Source organism: Floridaenema evergladense BLCC-F167 (assembly GCF_041929205.2).
GTDB classification, from domain to species: domain Bacteria; phylum Cyanobacteriota; class Cyanobacteriia; order Cyanobacteriales; family Aerosakkonemataceae; genus Floridanema; species Floridanema evergladense.
Genome location: NZ_CM171625.1, coordinates 1,936,891 through 1,956,787 on the forward strand (window position 1 = coordinate 1,936,891; position 19,897 = coordinate 1,956,787).

Annotated in this window: 16 protein-coding genes; 9 read left to right on the forward strand and 7 right to left on the reverse strand. The window is 41.4% G+C overall.

Features of this window, described 5'->3' with window-relative positions:
- Positions 1-181 precede the first annotated feature (181 nt).
- The 3 genes from ctaD to fdxB form a co-directional block, all read right to left on the reverse strand.
- A complete protein-coding gene (gene ctaD / locus ACE1CA_RS09305) occupies positions 182-1,858 on the reverse strand; it encodes a cytochrome c oxidase subunit I (RefSeq protein WP_413276606.1) in 1,677 nt (558 codons plus the stop codon).
- A gap of 175 nt (positions 1,859-2,033) precedes the next feature.
- Entirely contained in the window at positions 2,034-3,071 is a 1,038-nt protein-coding gene (locus ACE1CA_RS09310; RefSeq protein ID WP_413276607.1) for a cytochrome c oxidase subunit II, read from the reverse strand.
- A 485-nt stretch (positions 3,072-3,556) separates the two neighbouring features.
- The gene (gene fdxB, locus ACE1CA_RS09315) at positions 3,557-3,853 is read right to left on the reverse strand and encodes a ferredoxin III, nif-specific (RefSeq protein WP_413276608.1); all 297 of its coding nucleotides are present in this window, start codon (positions 3,851-3,853) and stop codon (positions 3,557-3,559) included.
- 401 nt (positions 3,854-4,254) lie between these two features.
- On the opposite strand from fdxB, the gene ACE1CA_RS09320 reads away from it, so the two are divergent.
- The 3 genes from ACE1CA_RS09320 to ACE1CA_RS09330 all read left to right on the forward strand — a co-directional run bounded on the left by ACE1CA_RS09320 (position 4,255) and on the right by ACE1CA_RS09330 (position 5,265).
- Positions 4,255-4,494: a UPF0175 family protein gene (locus ACE1CA_RS09320; RefSeq protein WP_413276609.1), complete on the forward strand. Its 240-nt coding sequence runs from the start codon at positions 4,255-4,257 to the stop codon at positions 4,492-4,494.
- A gap of 82 nt (positions 4,495-4,576) precedes the next feature.
- Positions 4,577-4,813: a hypothetical protein gene (locus ACE1CA_RS09325; RefSeq protein WP_413276610.1), complete on the forward strand. Its 237-nt coding sequence runs from the start codon at positions 4,577-4,579 to the stop codon at positions 4,811-4,813.
- Positions 4,810-5,265 carry an HNH endonuclease gene (locus ACE1CA_RS09330; RefSeq protein ID WP_413276611.1) on the forward strand — a complete coding sequence of 152 codons (456 nt, stop codon included), beginning with the start codon at positions 4,810-4,812 and terminating at the stop codon, positions 5,263-5,265. The genes ACE1CA_RS09325 and ACE1CA_RS09330 overlap by 4 nt, the downstream gene beginning before the upstream one ends.
- A 32-nt stretch (positions 5,266-5,297) precedes the next feature.
- On the opposite strand, the gene ACE1CA_RS09335 is transcribed toward ACE1CA_RS09330, so the two are convergent.
- The gene (locus tag ACE1CA_RS09335) at positions 5,298-8,486 is read right to left on the reverse strand and encodes an efflux RND transporter permease subunit (RefSeq protein WP_459563574.1); all 3,189 of its coding nucleotides are present in this window, start codon (positions 8,484-8,486) and stop codon (positions 5,298-5,300) included.
- Entirely contained in the window at positions 8,486-10,060 is a 1,575-nt protein-coding gene (locus ACE1CA_RS09340) for an efflux RND transporter periplasmic adaptor subunit (protein WP_413276613.1), read from the reverse strand. Before ACE1CA_RS09340 ends, ACE1CA_RS09335 begins: the two co-directional genes overlap by 1 nt.
- Before the next feature lie 283 nt (positions 10,061-10,343).
- Between ACE1CA_RS09340 and ACE1CA_RS09345 the strand changes: the two genes are divergently transcribed.
- The 4 genes from ACE1CA_RS09345 to ACE1CA_RS09360 all read left to right on the forward strand — a co-directional run bounded on the left by ACE1CA_RS09345 (position 10,344) and on the right by ACE1CA_RS09360 (position 15,214).
- Positions 10,344-11,315, forward strand: coding sequence for a phosphate/phosphite/phosphonate ABC transporter substrate-binding protein (locus ACE1CA_RS09345; RefSeq protein ID WP_413276614.1), 972 nt, complete (start codon positions 10,344-10,346; stop codon positions 11,313-11,315).
- Between the two features lie 116 nt (positions 11,316-11,431).
- Positions 11,432-12,145: a phosphonate ABC transporter ATP-binding protein gene (locus ACE1CA_RS09350; RefSeq protein WP_459563575.1), complete on the forward strand. Its 714-nt coding sequence runs from the start codon at positions 11,432-11,434 to the stop codon at positions 12,143-12,145.
- 16 nt (positions 12,146-12,161) lie between these two features.
- Positions 12,162-12,986, forward strand: a complete 825-nt coding sequence (phnE, locus tag ACE1CA_RS09355) for a phosphonate ABC transporter, permease protein PhnE (protein WP_413276616.1) — start codon at positions 12,162-12,164, stop codon at positions 12,984-12,986.
- Positions 12,987-13,297: 311 nt separating this feature from the next.
- Positions 13,298-15,214 carry an AAA-like domain-containing protein gene (locus ACE1CA_RS09360; RefSeq protein WP_413276617.1) on the forward strand — a complete coding sequence of 639 codons (1,917 nt, stop codon included), beginning with the start codon at positions 13,298-13,300 and terminating at the stop codon, positions 15,212-15,214.
- 48 nt (positions 15,215-15,262) lie between these two features.
- Here the strand turns inward: ACE1CA_RS09360 and ACE1CA_RS09365 are convergent, their stop codons facing one another.
- Both ACE1CA_RS09365 and ACE1CA_RS09370 read right to left on the reverse strand, forming a co-directional pair.
- Entirely contained in the window at positions 15,263-16,249 is a 987-nt protein-coding gene (locus tag ACE1CA_RS09365; RefSeq protein WP_413276618.1) for a CHAD domain-containing protein, read from the reverse strand.
- A gap of 132 nt (positions 16,250-16,381) precedes the next feature.
- Positions 16,382-17,104 (reverse strand): hypothetical protein, encoded by a 723-nt coding sequence (locus ACE1CA_RS09370; protein ID WP_413276619.1) that lies wholly within the window; start codon positions 17,102-17,104, stop codon positions 16,382-16,384.
- 218 nt (positions 17,105-17,322) lie between these two features.
- Here ACE1CA_RS09370 and ACE1CA_RS09375 point away from each other — a divergent pair, with 218 nt between their 5' ends.
- Both ACE1CA_RS09375 and cydB read left to right on the forward strand, forming a co-directional pair.
- Positions 17,323-18,765 (forward strand): cytochrome ubiquinol oxidase subunit I, encoded by a 1,443-nt coding sequence (locus ACE1CA_RS09375; protein ID WP_413276647.1) that lies wholly within the window; start codon positions 17,323-17,325, stop codon positions 18,763-18,765.
- A 9-nt stretch (positions 18,766-18,774) separates the two neighbouring features.
- Positions 18,775-19,779, forward strand: coding sequence for a cytochrome d ubiquinol oxidase subunit II (gene cydB / locus ACE1CA_RS09380; protein ID WP_413276620.1), 1,005 nt, complete (start codon positions 18,775-18,777; stop codon positions 19,777-19,779).
- Positions 19,780-19,897: the final 118 nt, after the last annotated feature.

Below are 19,897 nucleotides of genomic sequence, written 5' to 3' on the forward strand. Positions count from 1 at the left end.
GTTCGATCCCCCCTACCCTTATCAAGGGGGGAACTAGATTCAAAGTCTCCTTTTTCAGGAGTTTCAAAGTCCCCCTTTTTCAGGAGTTTCAAAGTCTCCTTTTTCAGGAGTTTCAAAGTCCCCCTTTTTAAGGGGGATTTAGGGGGATCAAAACCACTGAAGCACAAATCACTAATTAAAATTAACTTACAGATTCGCTGGTTGCTTTTTCAGTTGTAACACTGTGACCATTCATACCATAATCGTAAGGGCCATGAGTTACTACTGGTAAAATTTCCCAATTTTCGATTAGCGGTGGTGAACTAGTAGTCCATTCTAAACTGAGTGCATTCCAAGGATTATCACCTGCTTTTTCCCCGTACATCCAACTCCAAAGAGCATTAATAAAGAAGGGGATTACCGAGATTCCTAAGAGTATCGAACCAAAGGTACAAAGTTGGTTCAAACTGATAAATTGGGGGTCATACATAGCAACGCGGCGAGGCATTCCTTGTAATCCCAATTCGTGCATTGGTAGAAATGTTAAATGAGTGCCAATGAAAGTAAGGACGAAGTGAACTTTTCCCCAAGTTTCATTCATCATTCTTCCGGTCATTTTGGGAAACCAATGGTAGATCCCCGCATAAATACCAAAAACAGAACCACCAAACAAAACGTAATGAAAATGTCCCACAACATAGTAAGTATCGTGTACGTGAAGGTCAAAAGGTGCAGTTCCTAAAGTTACGCCAGTGATGCCACCAATGACGAACATTGATAACAAACCGACGGCGAATAACATCGCTGTTGTATAGCGAATTTTACCGCCCCAAAGTGTAGCTACCCAACCGAAGATTTTCACTCCCGTTGGTACAGCAACAATCAATGTTGAAATGGTAAAAAACATCCGCATCCAGGGGGGTGTTCCGCTGGTAAACATGTGGTGTACCCAGACGAATAACCCGACGAAACAAATTGCTAAACTGGAGTATGCGATCGCCTTATAACCAAAAATCGGTTTCCTGGCGTGTACGGGAATAATTTCCGACATAATGCCGAAAATTGGCAGAATCATCAAGTAAACTGCGGGGTGAGAATAAAACCAGAATAAATGTTGGTAAATCACCACATTTCCCCCGGCATCTGGTTTAAAAAATGAGGTGCCAAAGTTAATATCAAACAGCAGTAATACCAATCCTGCGGCTAATACTGGAGTTGAGAAAAGTGCTAATACCGAAGTTGCTAAAATTGCCCAACAAAACAGCGGAACTTGGGTCAACTGCATACTGGGAACGCGCATAAATAGGATGGTGACAACAAAGTTCACCGAACCTAAAATTGAGGAAGTTCCCACTAAAACAATGCTGAGAATCCACAAGGATTGACCGATATTATTCGTAATTAAACTCAGCGGTGGGTAAGCAGTCCAACCTGTTTGGGAACCGCCAAAAAAGAAACTAGCAAGTAAAATTGCGCCTGCGGGTGGATTTAACCAAAAGGCGATCGCATTTAACTTGGGAAAAGCCATATCTCTAGCGCCAACCATTAACGGCACCAGAAAATTACCAAAACCCCCGATCGCTGCTGGTACAATCCACAGGAAAATCATAAATGTCCCGTGATTGGTTAAAAAAGCATTGTAGAGAGTTGGGTCAATAAAATCTGGATCGGGAGTTAGCAATTCCGCACGCATGGCGATCGCCATTAACCCACCAAGTAGGTAAAAGAAAAATGCTGTCACCAAATATTGAATGCCGATGACTTTGTGATCCACATTAAAGGTGAAATAGTCATACCATTTCCAAGCTTTTGGGTGTTCCTTTTGGGAATCACCTGACATACTTGGTGGAGTATTTAAAGGAAGTTGTGCTTGTGCCATAAACCGTTTTTCGTCTGTTAAAATCAGCCTCTAATAAGAAAACTCTCTGACTAACTTGCTTTGTCATTTGTTATTTGCCATTTGTCTTTTGTCTTTTGTCATTTTTGTCTTCTAGGAATGACCAATGACTAATAACTAATGACCAATGACCTAATGACCAATTTAGTCAGAGATTTTAATTACTCATGGAGGAAACTATTGCGCCTGGGTGTAAATGAGTTAAAGAATGAGCATCAATTCCCATTTCTTTAGCGTAAGGCGCAAGAAACTCTGAAGTTGGTAAATCAGCGGGATTAGTAGCAACAGTTTGAGTTGATTCTTGTTGCTGTGCGACTTGATTTTCTTTCACCCAACTGTCAAATTTTTCCGGTGTTTCTACAACAGCTACTGCTCTCATTCCACCGTGATAACTACCGCACAATTCCGTACAAACGATCGGGAAATCTCCTTCTTTTGTAGCCACAAACCTTAACTGTGTTGGTTGTCCGGGAATCGCATCTTGTTTGAGGCGAAATTGTGGTACCCAAAATGAATGGATTACATCCACAGCGCTAATGTTCAGTAGCACATCTTTACCAATGGGAACGTGCAATTCTCCGCTAGTAACTCCGCTATCGGGATAATTGAAGATCCAGGCATACTGCATAGCAGTGACATCTACCACCAAACTAGCGGCTTTTCCTTCTTCAGTTGGTGTTGCACCAATGCCATATTTTTTATCTATAGGTGCTACAGTTTCGGAGGTTGTGCTTTCTGAATCAGCGATTAGGGGTGCGGCGATCGCACTTCCCGGCATTTTCGCAATTGGTGATGATGCACCGTGATGATGTGCTACCATCTCGTAACCTGCCGGATCGAATCCGCCCATATCGCGGTAAACTTCAACACTGTAGATTCCTAAGACAATCACTATTATTGAAGGAATAGCTGTCCAAAAGATTTCTACAGAGAAGTTACCTTCGATCGGTACACCATCGCTATCATCGTCTTTTGGTTTCCGATACTTGATCGCGAAGATTAAAATTGCACCTTGAACCACGATAAACAAGGCTGTGGCGATCGTCACCATGACGTTGAAGAAACCATCTACCAAAGGCGCTTGTGCAGAAGCTTGTTCTGGCAACAAATGATGGTTTTGACCAACCCAAAGGCTAACAAATGCAATTACAACCCCTGCTACCAAGGTTAAGAGTGAAACGGGAATTTGTTTCATAGATATTTTTCCTTGATTGGGGCGACTCTCACCCTTAAGGTATAGTAGTCGCCTGTGCAAATGGAGAAATTTCTACCATTTAGCACTTGTTTCCTACTCTTATTTAAGCTAAGGGCAATCAGCGATCGCTGTCTTATTCGTAACTATTTCTTAAGGGCAACAAGTAATCTTACTTACATTTGACAGAAACAGAAAAATTGTCGCTCAATTTTGTGTTTTACCTTAAGTTACTAGTTATGAGCTTAAGGATTCTCGATCCCCCTAAATCCCCCTTACTAAGGGGGACTTTGAATCCTGTTCCCCCCCTTACAAAGGGCAACTTTGAATCCTGTTCCCCCCCTACTAAGGGCGACTTTGAATCTTGTTCCCCCCTTGGTAAGGGGGGTTAGGGGGGATCAAAGCGACAATTCCTAAACAAATAACTCCTGATTCAGCTGTCAAAATTTACCCAAAATGTATCGAATTTGACGTTAAACTAAAAAAGCTTAATTCAGATCTAATGGGCTATGAACGTGGCAATTTTTGGGGCAAACTCTCGAACAAGCTTCACAACCAATACAATTTTCTGCATTGGCGATCGTCATTACCTTGCGAAGGCTTTCTTCCTCATCCTCATCTTCGATAAACTCGCCATGTTCATTGACTGGTTTTAATTCCATCACCCCACGTCCACAAGCCTTAAAGCATCTGCCACATCCCAAACAAGTTTCTATTTTAATAGCTTGCAGAAAATTAGGTGTCCAAGTTTTACCACCGAAAGTTGTTGCTGTTAGCACCGCCATGAGTGTTGCTCCTTTTGAACTAGAATAATTACTGCGTGTTTGTCTCCTGATATTTGGTTTATATCAGACAGCTATTTTTCCTAGTTTTGCACCTCGACGGATCAAACTAATTAGACTAATTAAGCTACTACTCAAAGCTTCTAATTTAGCCTTAATCAGAACTTACAAATTTTCTTGGGGTAGGGGTACTAGTATTTTTTGATGAGGGTACTAGTATTTTTTTATGGGGGTACTAGTATTTAATCACTCAACTAAATTAGCCAAAAGCATTGTAGAGAAACGATCGGGAGATTTGACTCAAGATTTTTTACGTTGAGTTATGAATAATTGCTTAATTAAATAGTGGGAAATTTTCTCATTTACACTATTAAAATATAACTACCATCCATTTCACAATCATTATGAGCTTACTAATTTCCGACGAAATACTAGAAGCTAGCGGCTTATCCGAAACTGAATTCTTGCTAGAAATTGCTATTATGCTGTTTCAACAAGAAAAAGTCAGCATTGGCAAAGCCAGCCGCATAGCAGGGATGAATCAAATCCAGTTCCAAGAATTGTTAGCCAATCGTGGCATTTCCATCCATTACGACGTACCTGAATTTCAGGAAGATTTGAAAGGTTTACAAGAAAGAGGCTAAAAGAATTAATGTATATAACCCACATTACATACCCAAAACTATCTAGGATTAAGCTAGTCCTTTATGTTAGAGCCGCAAAATTATGATCCAAGTAGTAATTAGCCCCCAATCTTTGTTGGAAACGGGCATTAAAGTTGAGAAGGTTGATAACCTTCGACTATTCAAATTTACCGACGAGTTACAATCTCACCTCGAAGATTTGTTAGAAAAAAACAAGACAGGTTCGCTAACCCCAGAAGAGGAGACAGAACTCAATGCTATAGGAGAACTAGACCGCATCTTTACTTACCTCAATTCTCTCTTGGTTGCCCAGCAATGACTATTAATGAATTGACGAGGCAATTGGTACACAAACGTGCAGACTACCTGTGCGAATATTGCCATTCTCCAGAAAAAATCAGCACTTCTCGCTTCACTATCGATCACATTCAACCACGTTCTTTGGGTGGCTCTGACAATTCTGATAACTTAGCTCTGGCTTGCAGTCGTTGTAACCAGCGTCGTTATAACTTCATAGTGGGTCGGGATGTAGAAACCTCAGCAATTCTACCCTTATTTAATCCCCGTCAACAGCAGTGGTTTGACCACTTCATCTGGAGCGCAGACGGTACAAAGATTCTCGGTACAACTCCCATCGGTCGAGCCACTTGTGAGCGCCTTGACCTCAATGATGAACGCTACAGAGGAGAACGTTCTATCCAAGAAGCTCGTGCGCTGTGGGTTCAGGCTGGCTGGCATCCTCCTTCAGAAGATCCCCAGCAGCTTGAGTAAGCCGATTTTTCTGGATTAAATATTAAATTTACTTACCCAAACAACCTTTTTCCGAATGGGAAATCATGCAGCAAGGTGTAAAAACAGGGAATAATAAACAAAGTTAGCAACGTTGCTAGAGACAACCCAGAAAACACTACAACTCCCAAAGGTTGCAGAAACTCCGAACCTTCACCCATTCCCAAAGCTAAGGGGAATAAACCTAACACAGTGGTAATAGTTGTCATTAGAATTGGTCGCAAACGTTGGGGTGCAGCTTTTAAAATGGCAGTGGTCCGATCGAGCCCTTCCTGATCGCGAATTTGGTTCGCCATTTCCACCATAATAATCGCATTATTGACGACAATTCCCACCAATAACACCGCACCAACTAAAACCGTAGCACCGATCGCAGTTTGCGTAATATAAAGCCCAAAAATTCCCCCTGCTAAAGCTAACGGTACAGTCAACATAATTACTAACGGATCGATCAGGGAATTATATTGCACAGCCATAACTACAAATACTAAGAAAGCTGCTAAACTTCCCAGAATTTTTAAGGAATTTTGTAACTGTCGATTTGTTTCGGCGTTGGAACTAGGTAAAATCGAAACACCTTCCGGTAATCTCGTTTCAGCTAAAACCTTATCTACTTGTTTTAAAGCTTCACTTAAACTAGCACCTTTGTTCAAACTTCCCGCAATAATGAAAACTTGTCTTTGGTTAATGCGTTGAATTTCTCCGGGTGCTTGTCCTTCTTCAATTCTTGCCACATCGCCCAAACGAATCAAGGCATTATTGTTAACAAACAGGGGAATTTGTTCGATTTGCGAAGCGCGTTCTACAGATTCTCGATCTAATTGTACTCGCACATCGACTAAGCGGTTTCCTCTTTGTAATTGCGTCGGTGTAGAACCTTCGATCGCTGTTTGAATTGTATCGCCAATGTCCTTAGTATTTAATCCTAAACTAGCAACTCTTTCCCAATCTGGGCGAATTTGAATTTCCGGTTGGCGATCGTCTGCATCAGGACGAAACTGTGCTAAACTAACTTTTTCATCCATTGCTGCTAACACTTGTCTTCCAGCACGTTGCAAACTTTGTTCATTTTCACCTTGCATAATAATATCAACTTCTGCACCTCTCACAGGCGAGTTACTTAAAATAATACCCCTAACTTGACCGGGACTTACCCGCAGCCTTATTCCAGCTAAATTTAGCTTTTCAAATTCTTTGCTAACTCGTTGTACAAATGCCCCAACATCTGTTCCCGGTTTTAGAGTAATCGTACTAGTACTACGCACTGGGTTAGCATTAGTATTACTGCCGAAAATTGAACCACCCGCCGTAGTAAATACAAATTCTGTTTCTGGTTGTTTGCGGAGAATTTCATCGACAATTGTCATCACTTTTTTGTTTGTTTCTACAGCTGTTCCTGGAGGAAATTGAGCAAACAAATTCGCTTGACCAGTATTAATTCTGGGTAAAATTTCTTGAGGAATTTGTCCTGCCATCCACCAACTACCGCCGCCTAAAATTAGGAAAGCTGCCAGAATTATTAACACTCGAAACCGCAATACAAAAGCTAAAAATCGCCCATAACTACCCATCGAAGCTTCAAATCGTTCGTTGAATTTTCGCAATAGCCAAAAGTTACTTACTCCGCTTGTCCAACGAATAGCTAAGAGTCGCGAACAGATCGCTGGCACAACTGTTAAAGCTACTAAAAGCGAAGCAGCAACAGAGAAACTAATTGTTAAAATTAACTCACTGAAAAGTAGGGAAAAGAAACCACCAATTAACAAAAATGGTAAAACCGAAACTAAGTTAGTAGTTGTGGAAGCAAGTAAAGCTGATTCTACACTTTGACTGCTACTCACGGCGCTTTCAACTAACTGTTTGGAACTGAGACGACTGCGGGAATCTTTTCCGGGAGTTAACCCAGCACCTTCGGCAATTGTCTCCATCATCACGATCGAGTTATCCACCACAATTCCCACACCTAGCGCCAAACCACCTAAACTGAAAACGTTAATCGAAAGACCGAATAATTGCATTAAAATAATGGCAGCAATTGTCGCTAAAGGAATCGCTAAAACGATAATTAAAGTTTGGCGCAGCGAACCTAAAAATAACAGAACTGCGATCGCCGCTAACCCCGCACCAATTAAACCCGAACTCGTAACGTTAGAAATTGAATTATTAATAAATCTCGACTCATCCAAAGTCGCCACGATTTGCATATCTTCAGGAATTAACCCTGACTTTCGCAAAGCAGCTATGCGTTCTTTAACCCCATTTACAACATTAATTGTATTAGCATCAGCTTGTTTAGTCACGCTCACTTTAACAGCTGGTTCGCCATTTAAAGAGACAAAAATTCTTTGTTCCTCAACCCCATCAATAACTTCAGCAAACTCGCGCAAATAAACCCGACGACTGGAAATAGTAGATGTAGTACTGGTTCCCGGAATTCTCACTAAAAAAGACAAATTTCTAATTTCTTCTGCATCGCGAAACAGTCCCACCGTTCGAGTTAAAGGTTCCGAATCTTCACCACGTAACCTACCACCAGAAACATCTTGATTGCGCTCTTCTAAACCATTTAAAACATCAGTTAAATTCACACCTAATGCTTGTAAACGTTTCAGGTCAATTTTTACTCTAACTTCTTCTTGAACTCCTCCGGCAACATCCACTGACGCAACACCAGAAACCACATTCAATTCACGGGATAATTCTTCATCAGCAAACACCCGCAAATCGACATCTTTTAAAGATGGAGATTGCAAAGCAAATTCATAAACTGGCAATTGAGAAGGGTCAACTTTAAACAGTCGCGGATCTTCAATATTTTCTGGCAATCTACCTCTAGCACGGTTAAAAGCAGCAGTTGCATCGTTAAGTGCTTGGTCAATATTTCCCCCAGGTTCAAAGTACAAATCTAAACTTACTTGACCTTCGCGAGTTTGGGAATAAACTTGCACCACTCCTTCGGTAGCACTTAAAGCTTCTTCCAAAGGTCTAGTAATTTCGTCGATCGCTACTTCTGGCGAAACTCCAGGCGCACTCAGTCGCACGCCGATGCGCGGATAGGTAATAGAAGGCAACAAATCAACTTGCAGTTGGGTAAAAAAGAAAACTCCTAATACCAAAACTGTTAAAGTCAGCATTAAAGTACCAATATGCTGACGAATAGAAGTAGCACTCAGGCTAAACCCAGATGTTTTGACATTTTCCATCATTGCCGACCTTTTTGTTGAGTGTTTTCTTCTTGAGTTGGTGCAGAAGACTGACGATCGCGTAGCGTTGCGTTAGCAGTATCGCGCCCGCCCCCTCCCTGCCCCACACCTTCGGACAAAATACTAAAACGTACAGCATCCCCATCTTTTATCGGTCTGCCACTACGCACCACAAACCTTTCTCCCGGTTGCAAACCGGAAATTACTTCAACTTTGCTATTAGCGCGATCGCCCAACACCACCGGACGCGCCGTCACCTTCCCTTCCCTACCTTCTGCCGTCACCACAAAAATCGTCCCTTGGTTGGGGGACTGGGGACTGGGGACTGGGGACTGGGGACTGGGGAGGTAGGGGGATGGGGGGATGGGGGGAGAGAAAGAATTATTCTCCCCTGCTCCCCTGCTCCCCTGCTCCCCTGCTCCCCTGCTCCCCTGCTCCCCTGCTCCCCTGCTCCTCTGCTCCCCTGCTCCCCTGCCTCTACCTCTAGAAACTTCTAGCGCTGTCGTTGGAATCAGAACCTTGGGGGCATTTTGTTGAGCAAATTGGACTCTGGCTAATAAACCGCTACCAATTCGCCCATTTTGATTCGGAATTAAAATTTCTACCGGAATTTGCCTCGCTGTAGGATCGGCAGCAGGAGAAATTCGGGCAACTGTGCCTGCAAAAGTTTGATTAGAAAAAGCGTCTAATTGTACTTGTACCAACTGCCCGACTTGGACGTTTGGCAATTCCAATTCTGAAAGCGGAACTACCACTTTTACTTGGCTAAACTCTCCCAGCTTTAAAACCTCGCCTCCCGGTTGTACCAAATTTCCCGGTTCGCTGGTTCGTTCCATAACTACGCCATCAACGGGCGAGATGAGTTTGGCGTAAGATAAGCGCTCTTTCAACTCAGCAATTACGGCTCTTTGGGCAACCACTCTGCCTTGAGCAGCTGCAACTGCTTGCTGTTCGGTGCGAATTTGTTCTTCTGCGGCAAGCACTGCTTGTTTATTAGTGCCGACTTCAGTTTGGGCTAATTCGGCATCTTGCAGGGAAATTGCCCCTTGTTTTTGCAAAAATGCTCGCCTCGCTGCGGTTGACTGGGCTTGTTTGAGCGTGACTCTAGCTTGTTCGGCTTTAGCTTTGGCGTTACTAACTTGAGTTCTGGCGCGTGCTACTTCTGAGTCACGGGTAGCTAGTTCAGCTTCGGCTTGAGTTACTTGATTCAATAATAATGTGCTGTCCAACTGTGCTAACTGTTGACCTCGCTTTACCCGATCGCCCACATTAACACTCAAATTCAGCAGTCGCCCTTCAACTTGCGATCGCAGCGAGACTTCCCTTGCGGGTCTAGTTGTACCTATATATGTGGGTGCTTCCTGGAGAACGCCGGGACGTGCGATCGCCACATCCACTGCTATAGAGGTTGGCCCACTTTCGGCTCCTCTCTGGGCTCCAGGTCGCCGATTTTGTGCTTCCGCTTCTGCCTTGGGCGTTCTGCTACAACCCGTTAAAGTAGCTAACAGCGGCAAAAGGCAAAAGCCAAAAGCCAAAAAATACGAATATGAAACTTTTGTATTGGCTCTTTTCATAGTTTCTTTAGACTTCCTGCATAACTGCCAAGCTCAAACCCTTTACAAAAGTTAATCTCCTCCTAGAATAACGGCAATCAGGAGATTTCAGCTTACATCTCTAGAAAGGTTTGCTCAGGAATCAGGCAATAGTTGGTAGCCCGTAAGTCTTGTTACTGCTAGAGACTGGAAAATTTATTGATTCTATCTGTCAATAATTAGCTAACTAAGTGAAAATTTATCTCAATTAATCCGTATAATAAAAACGCTGTCTAAAAACTTAGTTTTCATCGTAGGGTTAGTCATGGATGTGACAAAAAAATTTGTACTTGGTGTGAGTGTAGTAGCGTTAGCACTAACTAGTTTGACTCTAAATACAATGGGGAAAAAGTCTTGGGCAGAAGCACCAAATGTGCCTAAGAAGTTAGAAAATACAGTTGCTCAAGCATCTCTGACCAAGATTAGAATTGCTTTCCCCGCTCGTGGTGATAGCGCTGATTTACAGAGAAAAGCTAATGCTGTCGCTCAATTTCTCTCCCCAAAAGTGGGTATGCCTGTAGAAGCGTTAGTAGCTGATGACACTGCTGCTGTAGAAGCTTTACGAGCAAATCGCGCCGAAGTAGCTTTTTTGAGCAGTCGTCCTGCAATTAAAGCTGAACAATTAGCAAATGCAAAATTGTATTTAGCTGAAGTACGTCCGAATTATTCTGGTGGACACACTTACCGATCGATATTTGTAGTTCCTAAAGATAGCGCTTTACGCAGCGGCAATTCTCCTGATACTCTTAAACAATTGCAAGGTAAAAAAATCGCTTTCACTTCTCCAACTTCCGGTAGCGGATTTATTTTTCCTGTGGGAGAATTAGTTAAGTTAAATTTAGTTCCAAATCGCGATCGTCTTAACGGTTTCTTTAGCCAAGTTAGCTACGGAAACGGTTATAGTGGAGCATTACAAGCCGTTTTACGGGGACAAGCAGATGTAGCAGCAGTTTCCGAATACACCCTTGGCGCACCTTATATCACACCCGAAGAAGCAAGTCGTTTACGGATACTTTATTCTATTTCAGGTGTACCTGCTCATGGTGTGGCAATTGATGATAGCGTTCCTCCAGCTATGCGCGATAAAATCATCAACGCTTTGATGGAAATGAATAAGCCAGAAAATAATCAATTGTTGAGAGGTTTGTACAATTCGACAAGTTTTGTAAAAGTTAACAGCACCACTCATTTACAACCTATGCGTGAAGCACTGGAACGCGCCGGAATTGAACCATAATTTTGTCATTAGTTATTTGTCATTGGTCATTTGTGAAAGCTAAATTTTGACCAATGATCAACTACCGACTACTAACTACCAACTACCAACTACCAACTATCAACTACCAACTACCGATGACGATCGAATGTGAGAAAATAAAAACTCCCTATAGTGCCAATCTGAATCGTCCGATTTTAAACGGGATTAGTTGCAAAATTCAACAGGGAGAATTTGTTGCTTTATTAGGATTAAATGGGGCGGGAAAGTCTACTTTACTGCGTTCTATAGTAGGTTTAGTTCCTTTGAAAAGTGGTGTAATTAAAGTTAATGGCTTAGTACAAAATCAAGAGCAAAAACATTGTTCTGAGGTAGCAATGTTGTTTCAGGGTGGAGGTTTGATCCACCAGTTAACAGCAATTGAAAATGTGCTTTGTGGGCGGTTGGGGAGTTTATCTGCTTGGCAAAGTTTGTGGGGGTTTCCAAAACACGATCGCCGTTTAGCCTTAGAACTTTTGGATCGTTTAGGATTAAAAGAACAAGCTTATCAAACAACCGCTTATTTAAGTGGCGGACAACAACAAAGAGTTGCCATTGCTAGAGCTTTAATTCAAAATCCTAAAATACTATTGGCTGACGAACCAACTACAGGTTTAGATATTCTAGCAGCTAAACAAGTAATGGAAACCTTAGCTCAATTAAATTCGGAACAGGGGATCACAATTGTGGTAGTATTGCATGATTTAGCATTAGCTGCTGCTTATGCTCAAAGAGCGATCGTCTTAGAAGCCGGACGCATTATTTATGATGGCAAATGCCAAAACTTACCACAAATTCTCCAAGCTGTTTAAAATTGAAAGCAACCCAATGATAAAAACATTTAAAACCCTCAAATTTAAACATCCTTTATTCTTTAAATCGGTAAAACAGCTATTAATTTTATTAGCTGTGATTGCCGTTTATACTTGGGCATTACAAGGCTTACAAATTGACTTAAAACTTCTCAAAGATAGCTGGCCTTACATAGTAGATTTTATCACCCGTTTGTGGCCTCCTGATTTATCAATTTTAGACATTGCCATTGTCCGCTTAATAGAGACAATTCAAATGTCAATTTGGGGAACTACGATCGGCGCAATTCTTTCTTTACCTTTAGCAGTCCTTTCGGCGCGAAATTTAGCCCCTCGCTGGCTACAATTATGCGCCAATTTCTTACAAAACCTAGTGCGTTCTGTTCCCTCAATTGTTTTAGGATTACTGTTTGTTGCAGCAACCGGACTCGGCGCACCTGCGGGAACCTTAGCTCTCGGTATCTACACGATTGGTTATCTTGCAAAATTTTATCAAGAAGCTATTGAATCAGTCGATCGGCGTTCTATAGAATCGTTGCAGGTTTGCGGCGCTTCTTGGTTACAAATAGCACAATATGGCATTCTGCCTCAAGTCCTGCCTTTGGGCTTAGGCTACACTCTGTATATGTTTGAGTACAATATTCGCGCCGCCTCTGTTTTGGGAGTGGTAGGGGCTGGAGGTATTGGGTTTGAATTGGTTAATTATATTAAAGGTTTTGAGTACAATAAAGCTACGACGATGATGTTAGTGCTATTAGTGGTGGTGACAGCGATCGATGCACTGAGCAGTAAATTACGCCAAAATTTAGAAGCTAACAATCGTTCTCTTGACAAAAACTAACTAAATTAACTTTTATTGAGACTGTTAAATAACAACTGTATAATTGATTACTGAAAATTACAAGGAATTTCCTGGCCCAAGTTAGTGAGATTCTGTAAAATTTTCTCGATCGAATGTGTAATTTCAAGGTTATAATACAAGCTTAATATAAAATCAATCTCTTTTTAACCCAAAGTAAGTTTACTAAAAATTGTATGTTCTGTGTTCCCTTCCCCCACAAACAGTTTTCTTTTTTTAGACTATTTATTAAAGATAGTTATGATAATAAGTGATTAACCAGGGCGCAAGTTGTATTTAAATCTGTTTTTACAATGACTATATATGAATTAGTACAATTGTTAAATGCTACTCAGAAAAAACCCTTGACATCGCTGCAAGAATGGGTATTGCATCAAGCTTGGGAGGGAAAAACTTATGCACGGATGGCAGCAGAGGGCAATTATGTAGATGAGTATCTGCGAAAGACTGCTTCCGAATTATGGGTATTGCTCAGTGAATTTTTGGGAGAGACAATTACAAAATATAACTTTCGTGCTACAGTAGAACCCCGTAAACTAACCAAAACTCAGCAACAATTAATTAGAGATTTTAGTTATTCTACTAACTCTTCATCCCTAGAATTTCCAGGTGCGCCTCTAGCCATCAATTCTAAATTTTACATTCCCCGACCACCAGTAGAAGAACTTATTTATGAAGAAATTACTAAACCAGGAAGTTTAGTAAGAATTAAAGCTCCCCGAAAGATGGGAAAAAGTTCTTTGGTGTTGCGTGTTGTAGCTCATGCAGATAGCTTAAATTATTGCACTGTTAGTATAGATTTTCGGCAAGCCGACAGAGCAGTTTTTGAGCATATCGATAAGTTTTTGCGTTGGTTTAGTGCTAATCTCTGTTTAGAGTTAGAGTTAGAATCAAAATTAGATAATTATTGGAATGAGGAGATAGGTAGTAAGGTAAGTTGCACTGTTTATTGGCAGTCTTATTTATTAGAACAAATTCAAACTCCCTTACTTTTAGTTTTAAATGAAGTTAACCGGATTTTTGAATATCCAGAAATTGCTCAAGAATTTCTGCCTTTACTGCGCTATTGGCACGAACAAGGGAAATATACTGAAGTTTGGCAAAAGCTACGTTTTGTAGTAGTTTACTCTACAGAAATTTATGTGCCAATTAAGCTAAATCAATCGCCATTTAATATTGGCTTACCTCTAAAATTACCACCTTTCACTCCCGAACAAGTTCAGGAATTAGCATTACGTTATGACTTAGATTGGACGGATCAGTTAAAAACCAAAAGATTGATGACTTTGTTAGGAGGACATCCCTATCTATTACAATTAGCTTTCTATCACTTATATCGCCAAGATGTGGCATTCAAAGAATTATTGCAACAGGCGGCGACTGAATCGGGAATTTATGAAGAATATCTCCGCTATACTCTAGCGACAGTGCAAGCAGAACCGGAATTAGAAGTAGCTTTGCAACAGGTAATTAAGAGTGAAGAACCTGTGAAGTTAGATCCAGAACTGGCTTATAAATTGGAGAGTATGGGGTTAGTGAATATGGATGGCGATCGCGTAGTTCCCAGCTGCGAACTGTATCGCCTTTATTTTGGCAGAAAACTCTTACCTAGCCAAGAAGAAATTGTTACAAATGACTCTCTAACTGAAAATTTTACTCAGTTAGAAAAAGAAAACCTAGAGTTACGCCGACTACGAGACATAGATGATTTTACCCAACTCGCTAATCGGCGTTACTTTGAACAATATCTAGAACAACAGTGGCAAAAATTAGCTAAAGAAACTTCGCCTTTGTCTCTAATCTTATGCGATATTGACTTTTTCAAAATCTACAATAAAACCCAAGGTTCTGAAGCCGGAGATAATTGTTTACGCCAAATAGCAGAGGTATTGCGTCAATTAGTGAGAAAATCTCATGATGTTGTTGCTCGTTATCAAGAAGATGAATTTGGGATTATTTTGCCCAATGCTAATGCTAATATTGCCTGTGAAGTTGCTGAAAGAATTCGGGAAAAAGTCAAAAGTTTAGCTATTAACCACGATCCTAAAATTGGTGGGCTTCCGGCTCCTGTATTAACAGTCAGTTTAGGAGTCGCCAGCACTATTCCTCAGAGCAATATTAACTCAGATAGCTTGTTCCGTAAAGCTAAGGAAGCTCTTTCTCAAGCTAAAACTTTAGGGCGAAATCAAATTAATTTTCAAGAATTTTAGAGTCAGATCCCCGACTTCTCGAAGAAGTCAGGAATCTGACTTGTTAGATTAATCTGGTAAACCTTGAGGTTGTAACAGTTCTTTATGGAAACCTTGACGAACTTGAGAATTTAGATATCGCGCTTGTAAAACTTGCCATTCTTGCCATGCTTGGTAGCGACTTTCTGCTAGTTCCTTACTCAAAGTTTCAGGTAATTTTTCTTTTTCTATTTGCAAAGCTTCCGTGAGAAATTCTCCTAAAACCATGCTATCTTGGATATTTCCTAACACTTCTTGAACTTTCTTGACATCTTGACAGTAAGCTGCAAAAGTTTCACCGTAAAAGTTAGTAAATAATTCCATTTGGTAGCGCACTCGTTTGGCTTGTTTGCGTAAGTCATGCAGCATTTCCCCTTGTTGATTTAACTGTTCTTCTACCTCCTGAATACTTAAATTTGCCTTTGGTTTAATTGCGGTTTCGTTAGTTTCAATTCCCACTAACCAGCCTGGGTGCAATAAAAATTCGCTAATTTCTGGTAACAGTAAATCAGGTAATACTTCTAAGATTGGTAATTGAGCGGTTAGTTGATATTTTGGTTCTTTAAACCAATCTTGAAAAGCTTGCTTTAGTTTTTGATAATTTGACTTTCCTTCTAAAGTCCTTTTTACCAGTTTAAAAGTGTCGCTGCGTTTGGTTGCCAGATAATCTAATGCTGTGTCAGTAACTTTTTGTTCTGACTTTGGTAAAGCGGGACGGTATTTATTTTCTAGGGCTTCTTTGAGTACATCTAAGTCCCGCAATTCACCTAAAGTGCGAGCAATTTTCCCAACTTGTCTTTCTTGGGCTGCTGGTGGTAAATCTAAGGCAGGTGCAAAACCTGTGGCTGCTGTTCTGAGGCGACGCATTCCCACTCGCATTTGGTGTAAGGCTTCTGGGTCTTTATCTTTGAGGACTTCTTCTTCGTATTTAATGGTTTTGTTGAAGTGTTTCTCTACGGCAATATAAGCCCAGTCGCCCAAAGTGTTAACTTTTTTTGGGTTATTCGATGTCATCATTTTTTTGCATGGAATTAGATGCAACATTCAGTTGACCAATTTATTTTTGTAGGTCGATCGGAAAAATGGCTACTCGATCGCGCAAGTCAGCTAAATATCACTCTGCCTTTTGCTAAGAAAGAATTTAACTTTCTACAGACATATTGCTGGAGGAATACCTATTGTATCATAAGGAGTGGAAATACACAAATCATACCGAGTAAAACTTTCCCCAGTTTTCATACTTTTGAGTAATGGTTTACCAGTCCAAATTTGACAGCTACACAAAGGTTTTGGTTCTTGCAGCTTAAATCCGCCATCTATGGCTTGCAATTTGAAAAACTCAAGATGTAAATGTGCAGGTTCAATGGCGACGTAGTGAGAAAATTCTTCTGAAGGGATGCCTACGATCGGCTTATTATTTGTTTGCAAAGTTGTCGGGAAAAAGTCAATATCTATAACATCAGCACTTAGCCCCGATTTGTCAACAAATTGTAAAACTTCTTGCCAATCATAAAGCGGTTGATTTCTGCCATCAAAGTAACTATTTACACCTAAGCAATGTCCGCCTAATAACCAAACCAGCTGTCCTAAAATAGTTTCTATTCTGGATCGATCGCTTCGGAGAACTTCCATATCTTCCGGGAGGAGAATTCTGCCTGGAATACACCACCAATATTCCCAAACCTTGGTAAAATCTAAAGGCAAGATGCGTTTGTGTAGACCGGAAATGCGATCGTGTTTCTGTATTTCCCAAACTGCTTGGGGAGAAGTTATACCCTCAAAACTAGCCAGTGAGGGAATTTTATTTGCAACCAAAGTATGAGGGTTAGCAAACAAAAGCTCATCAGAGATAAAGGTATCTAAAGTAAGCATAAAAAACCTTGAAGCTACAAATACCTAATTTTTAAATTATAACATCAAATTTAAACAAAAGTTTAATTATCATGCCGTTCTCCTTAAATCAGGGGCAACACTGCCAAAGCAAATTTAAATTATCGAGGTTTGACGTGCCGTCACTTGCTTTGGGTCAAGCTAAATCGCTTAAAATATCAACTGAGATATCTACATTGAGATTTAATTGAATTGCAATGATTGATTTGCTTTCCAATACCGTTGCACTGTCACGAATTCAATTTGCGCTGACAGCAATCTTTCATATGCTGTGGCCTGTATTGACCACAGGGATGGGTATTTACCTAGTAATTATTGAGGGGTTGTGGTTAAAGACTCGCAACTTAGATTATTATCATCATGCTCGTTTCTGGTCGAAGCTCTATGTCCTTAACTTTGGGATTGGGGTGGCTTCCGGGCTACCAATGGCATTCCAGTTCGGTTTAAATTGGGCACCATTTTCGGAAGCAGTTGGTGATTTTTTTGGCACTGTTTTAGGATTTGAAGGCACAATGGCATTCATGTTGGAGGCAAGTTTCCTTGGCATTATGCTGTTTGGCTGGGAACGAGTGCCACCCGTCATTCACCTGATTTCCACTATCTTGGTAGCATTTGGTGCTAATTTATCGACCTTTTGGATTTTGTCAGCAAATTCTTGGTTACAAACTCCCGCAGGTGGAGCATTTGTCAATGGTAAGTTTGTGGTTCAGGACTACTTTGGGGCGATCGCTAATCCATTCATGATCAATAGTTTTCTCCATATGTTTTTCGCTACTTTGGAGACTTCACTATTCGTAATCGGTGGCATTAGTGCCTGGTATATCTTAAATCAACGTCATCCCGAATTCTTTTCTAAGTCACTGAAAGTTATTTTGACTGCACTGATTCTGGTTGCTCCCCTACAAATTTTCGTGGGACATTTAAGCGCAGAACAGGTTTATCACTATCAGCCTACTAAACTGGCGGCTATGGAAGCACAGTGGGAGACGATTCCAGCTGGACAGCCTGCGGATTGGAGTCTGGTAGCATTGCCTAATAATCGAGCCGAGCAAAATGATTGGGAGGTAAAAATCCCAGGTGCGTTGAGCTATCTACTGGAACTCAAACCCGCCTTGGAACAACCCGTAAAAGGCTTAAAGGAATGGCAACCAGAAAATCGCCCGCAAATGGTCGGTTTAATTTACTATTCCTTCCGAATCATGGTGGCGATCGGATTATTTTTTGCCGCCCTCATGACAGTTAGTGTCCTACAATGGTGGCGCGGAAAATTGGCAGCCAAGGCGATCGCTCAACAAAAATGGCTCATGCTTGCCTGGATTTGGTCTGCCCCATTGGGCTATCTAGCAGTTGAAACAGGCTGGATAGTCCGCTGCGTTGGACGACAACCCTGGATTGTCTATGGGCAACTCCGCACAGTTAACTCTGCTTCCAACTTACCCCCAGGTGAAGTCTTGTTCTCCTTGATCGGTTTGACCAGTCTATATCTAGTTCTTTTTACAGCAGCGCTGTACTTTGGTAGTCGGATTGTGCGAAAAGGTCCCAATCTAGAATTGCCTGCCCCCGTATTTGGGAATCAACCCAAACTGGGCATCGAACCAGCGCAACATGAACCCGATCAACGCCCTGCGGAAGCTCAACAATAGGAGGCAAAGATGGAACCCTTACAATATTTTTTACCCCAGGTCTGGTTTTTCATTCTGGGATTGTTTCTGTTCCTCTATGTTCTGTTAGACGGATTTGACTTGGGGGTAGGCATCCTGTCCTTGACCGCTTCTAGTGAGGAACGGCGGAGTATTCTGATGACCAGTTTAGGAAACGTCTGGGATGCTAATGAAACCTGGCTAGTTTTGATGGGTGGATCGTTATTTGGAGCATTTCCCCTAGCTTATGCCACGATTTTGAATGCCTTGTATCTTCCGGCAGTGATTATGGTAGTGGGCTTAATTTTGCGAGCCGTTTCCTTTGAATTTCGGGAAAATGCCGATCGAAAATTCATCTGGAATATAGCCTTTGGAGTTGGAAGCTTTTTGGCAGCCTTGGGGCAGGGCTTCGCTCTGGGTAGCGTGTTTGAAGGCATTACGGTGGATGAGTCGGGACACTTCGCTGGAGGGATTTGGGATTGGTTGACCTGGCGCTCTATTGTAGTGGCGCTAACCTTAATTCAGGCTTATGTGTTGGTAGGCTCAACTTACCTGATTTTCAAAACTTCTGGACATCTGCAAGAAACCCATTACAAAACTGCGACGATCGCCACTTGGACAACCTTAGCTGGTGCAATTTTCATTACTGTCAGCACTCCAGTTTTTTCCGAACAGGCGCGATCGCATCTGTTTACCACACCTCTGGTTTATATTTTTGGCTTGATTCCTGTGTGCGGAATTTTATTGATTGGTTTGCTATTGCAAAGCTTGAAAAAGCGTGAAGAAACGATGCCATTGATTTGGACGTTTCTATTATTCTCGCTATCGTTTATTGGGTTGGGGTTCGTTATTTTTCCGAAAATTATTCCCCCCGCTATCACAATCTACCAAGCAGCTGCTTCTCCCAGTTCGCTGGTTTTCATGCTAACTTTTATCGGCTTTTTGATTCCAATTTTGCTATCTTATACAATCTACAACTATGTCGTGTTTCGCGGCAAAGTTGTAGGCGATAGTTAGGGCTGGCTGATAAGAGAATTCAACTGCTCAATCATTTCTGTTCCGCTATACTAGTTGGAAACCAAATTTTAATGAAAATAGAAATTCTTCCCTTCTACCATCTGCCTTCCTAACTCAA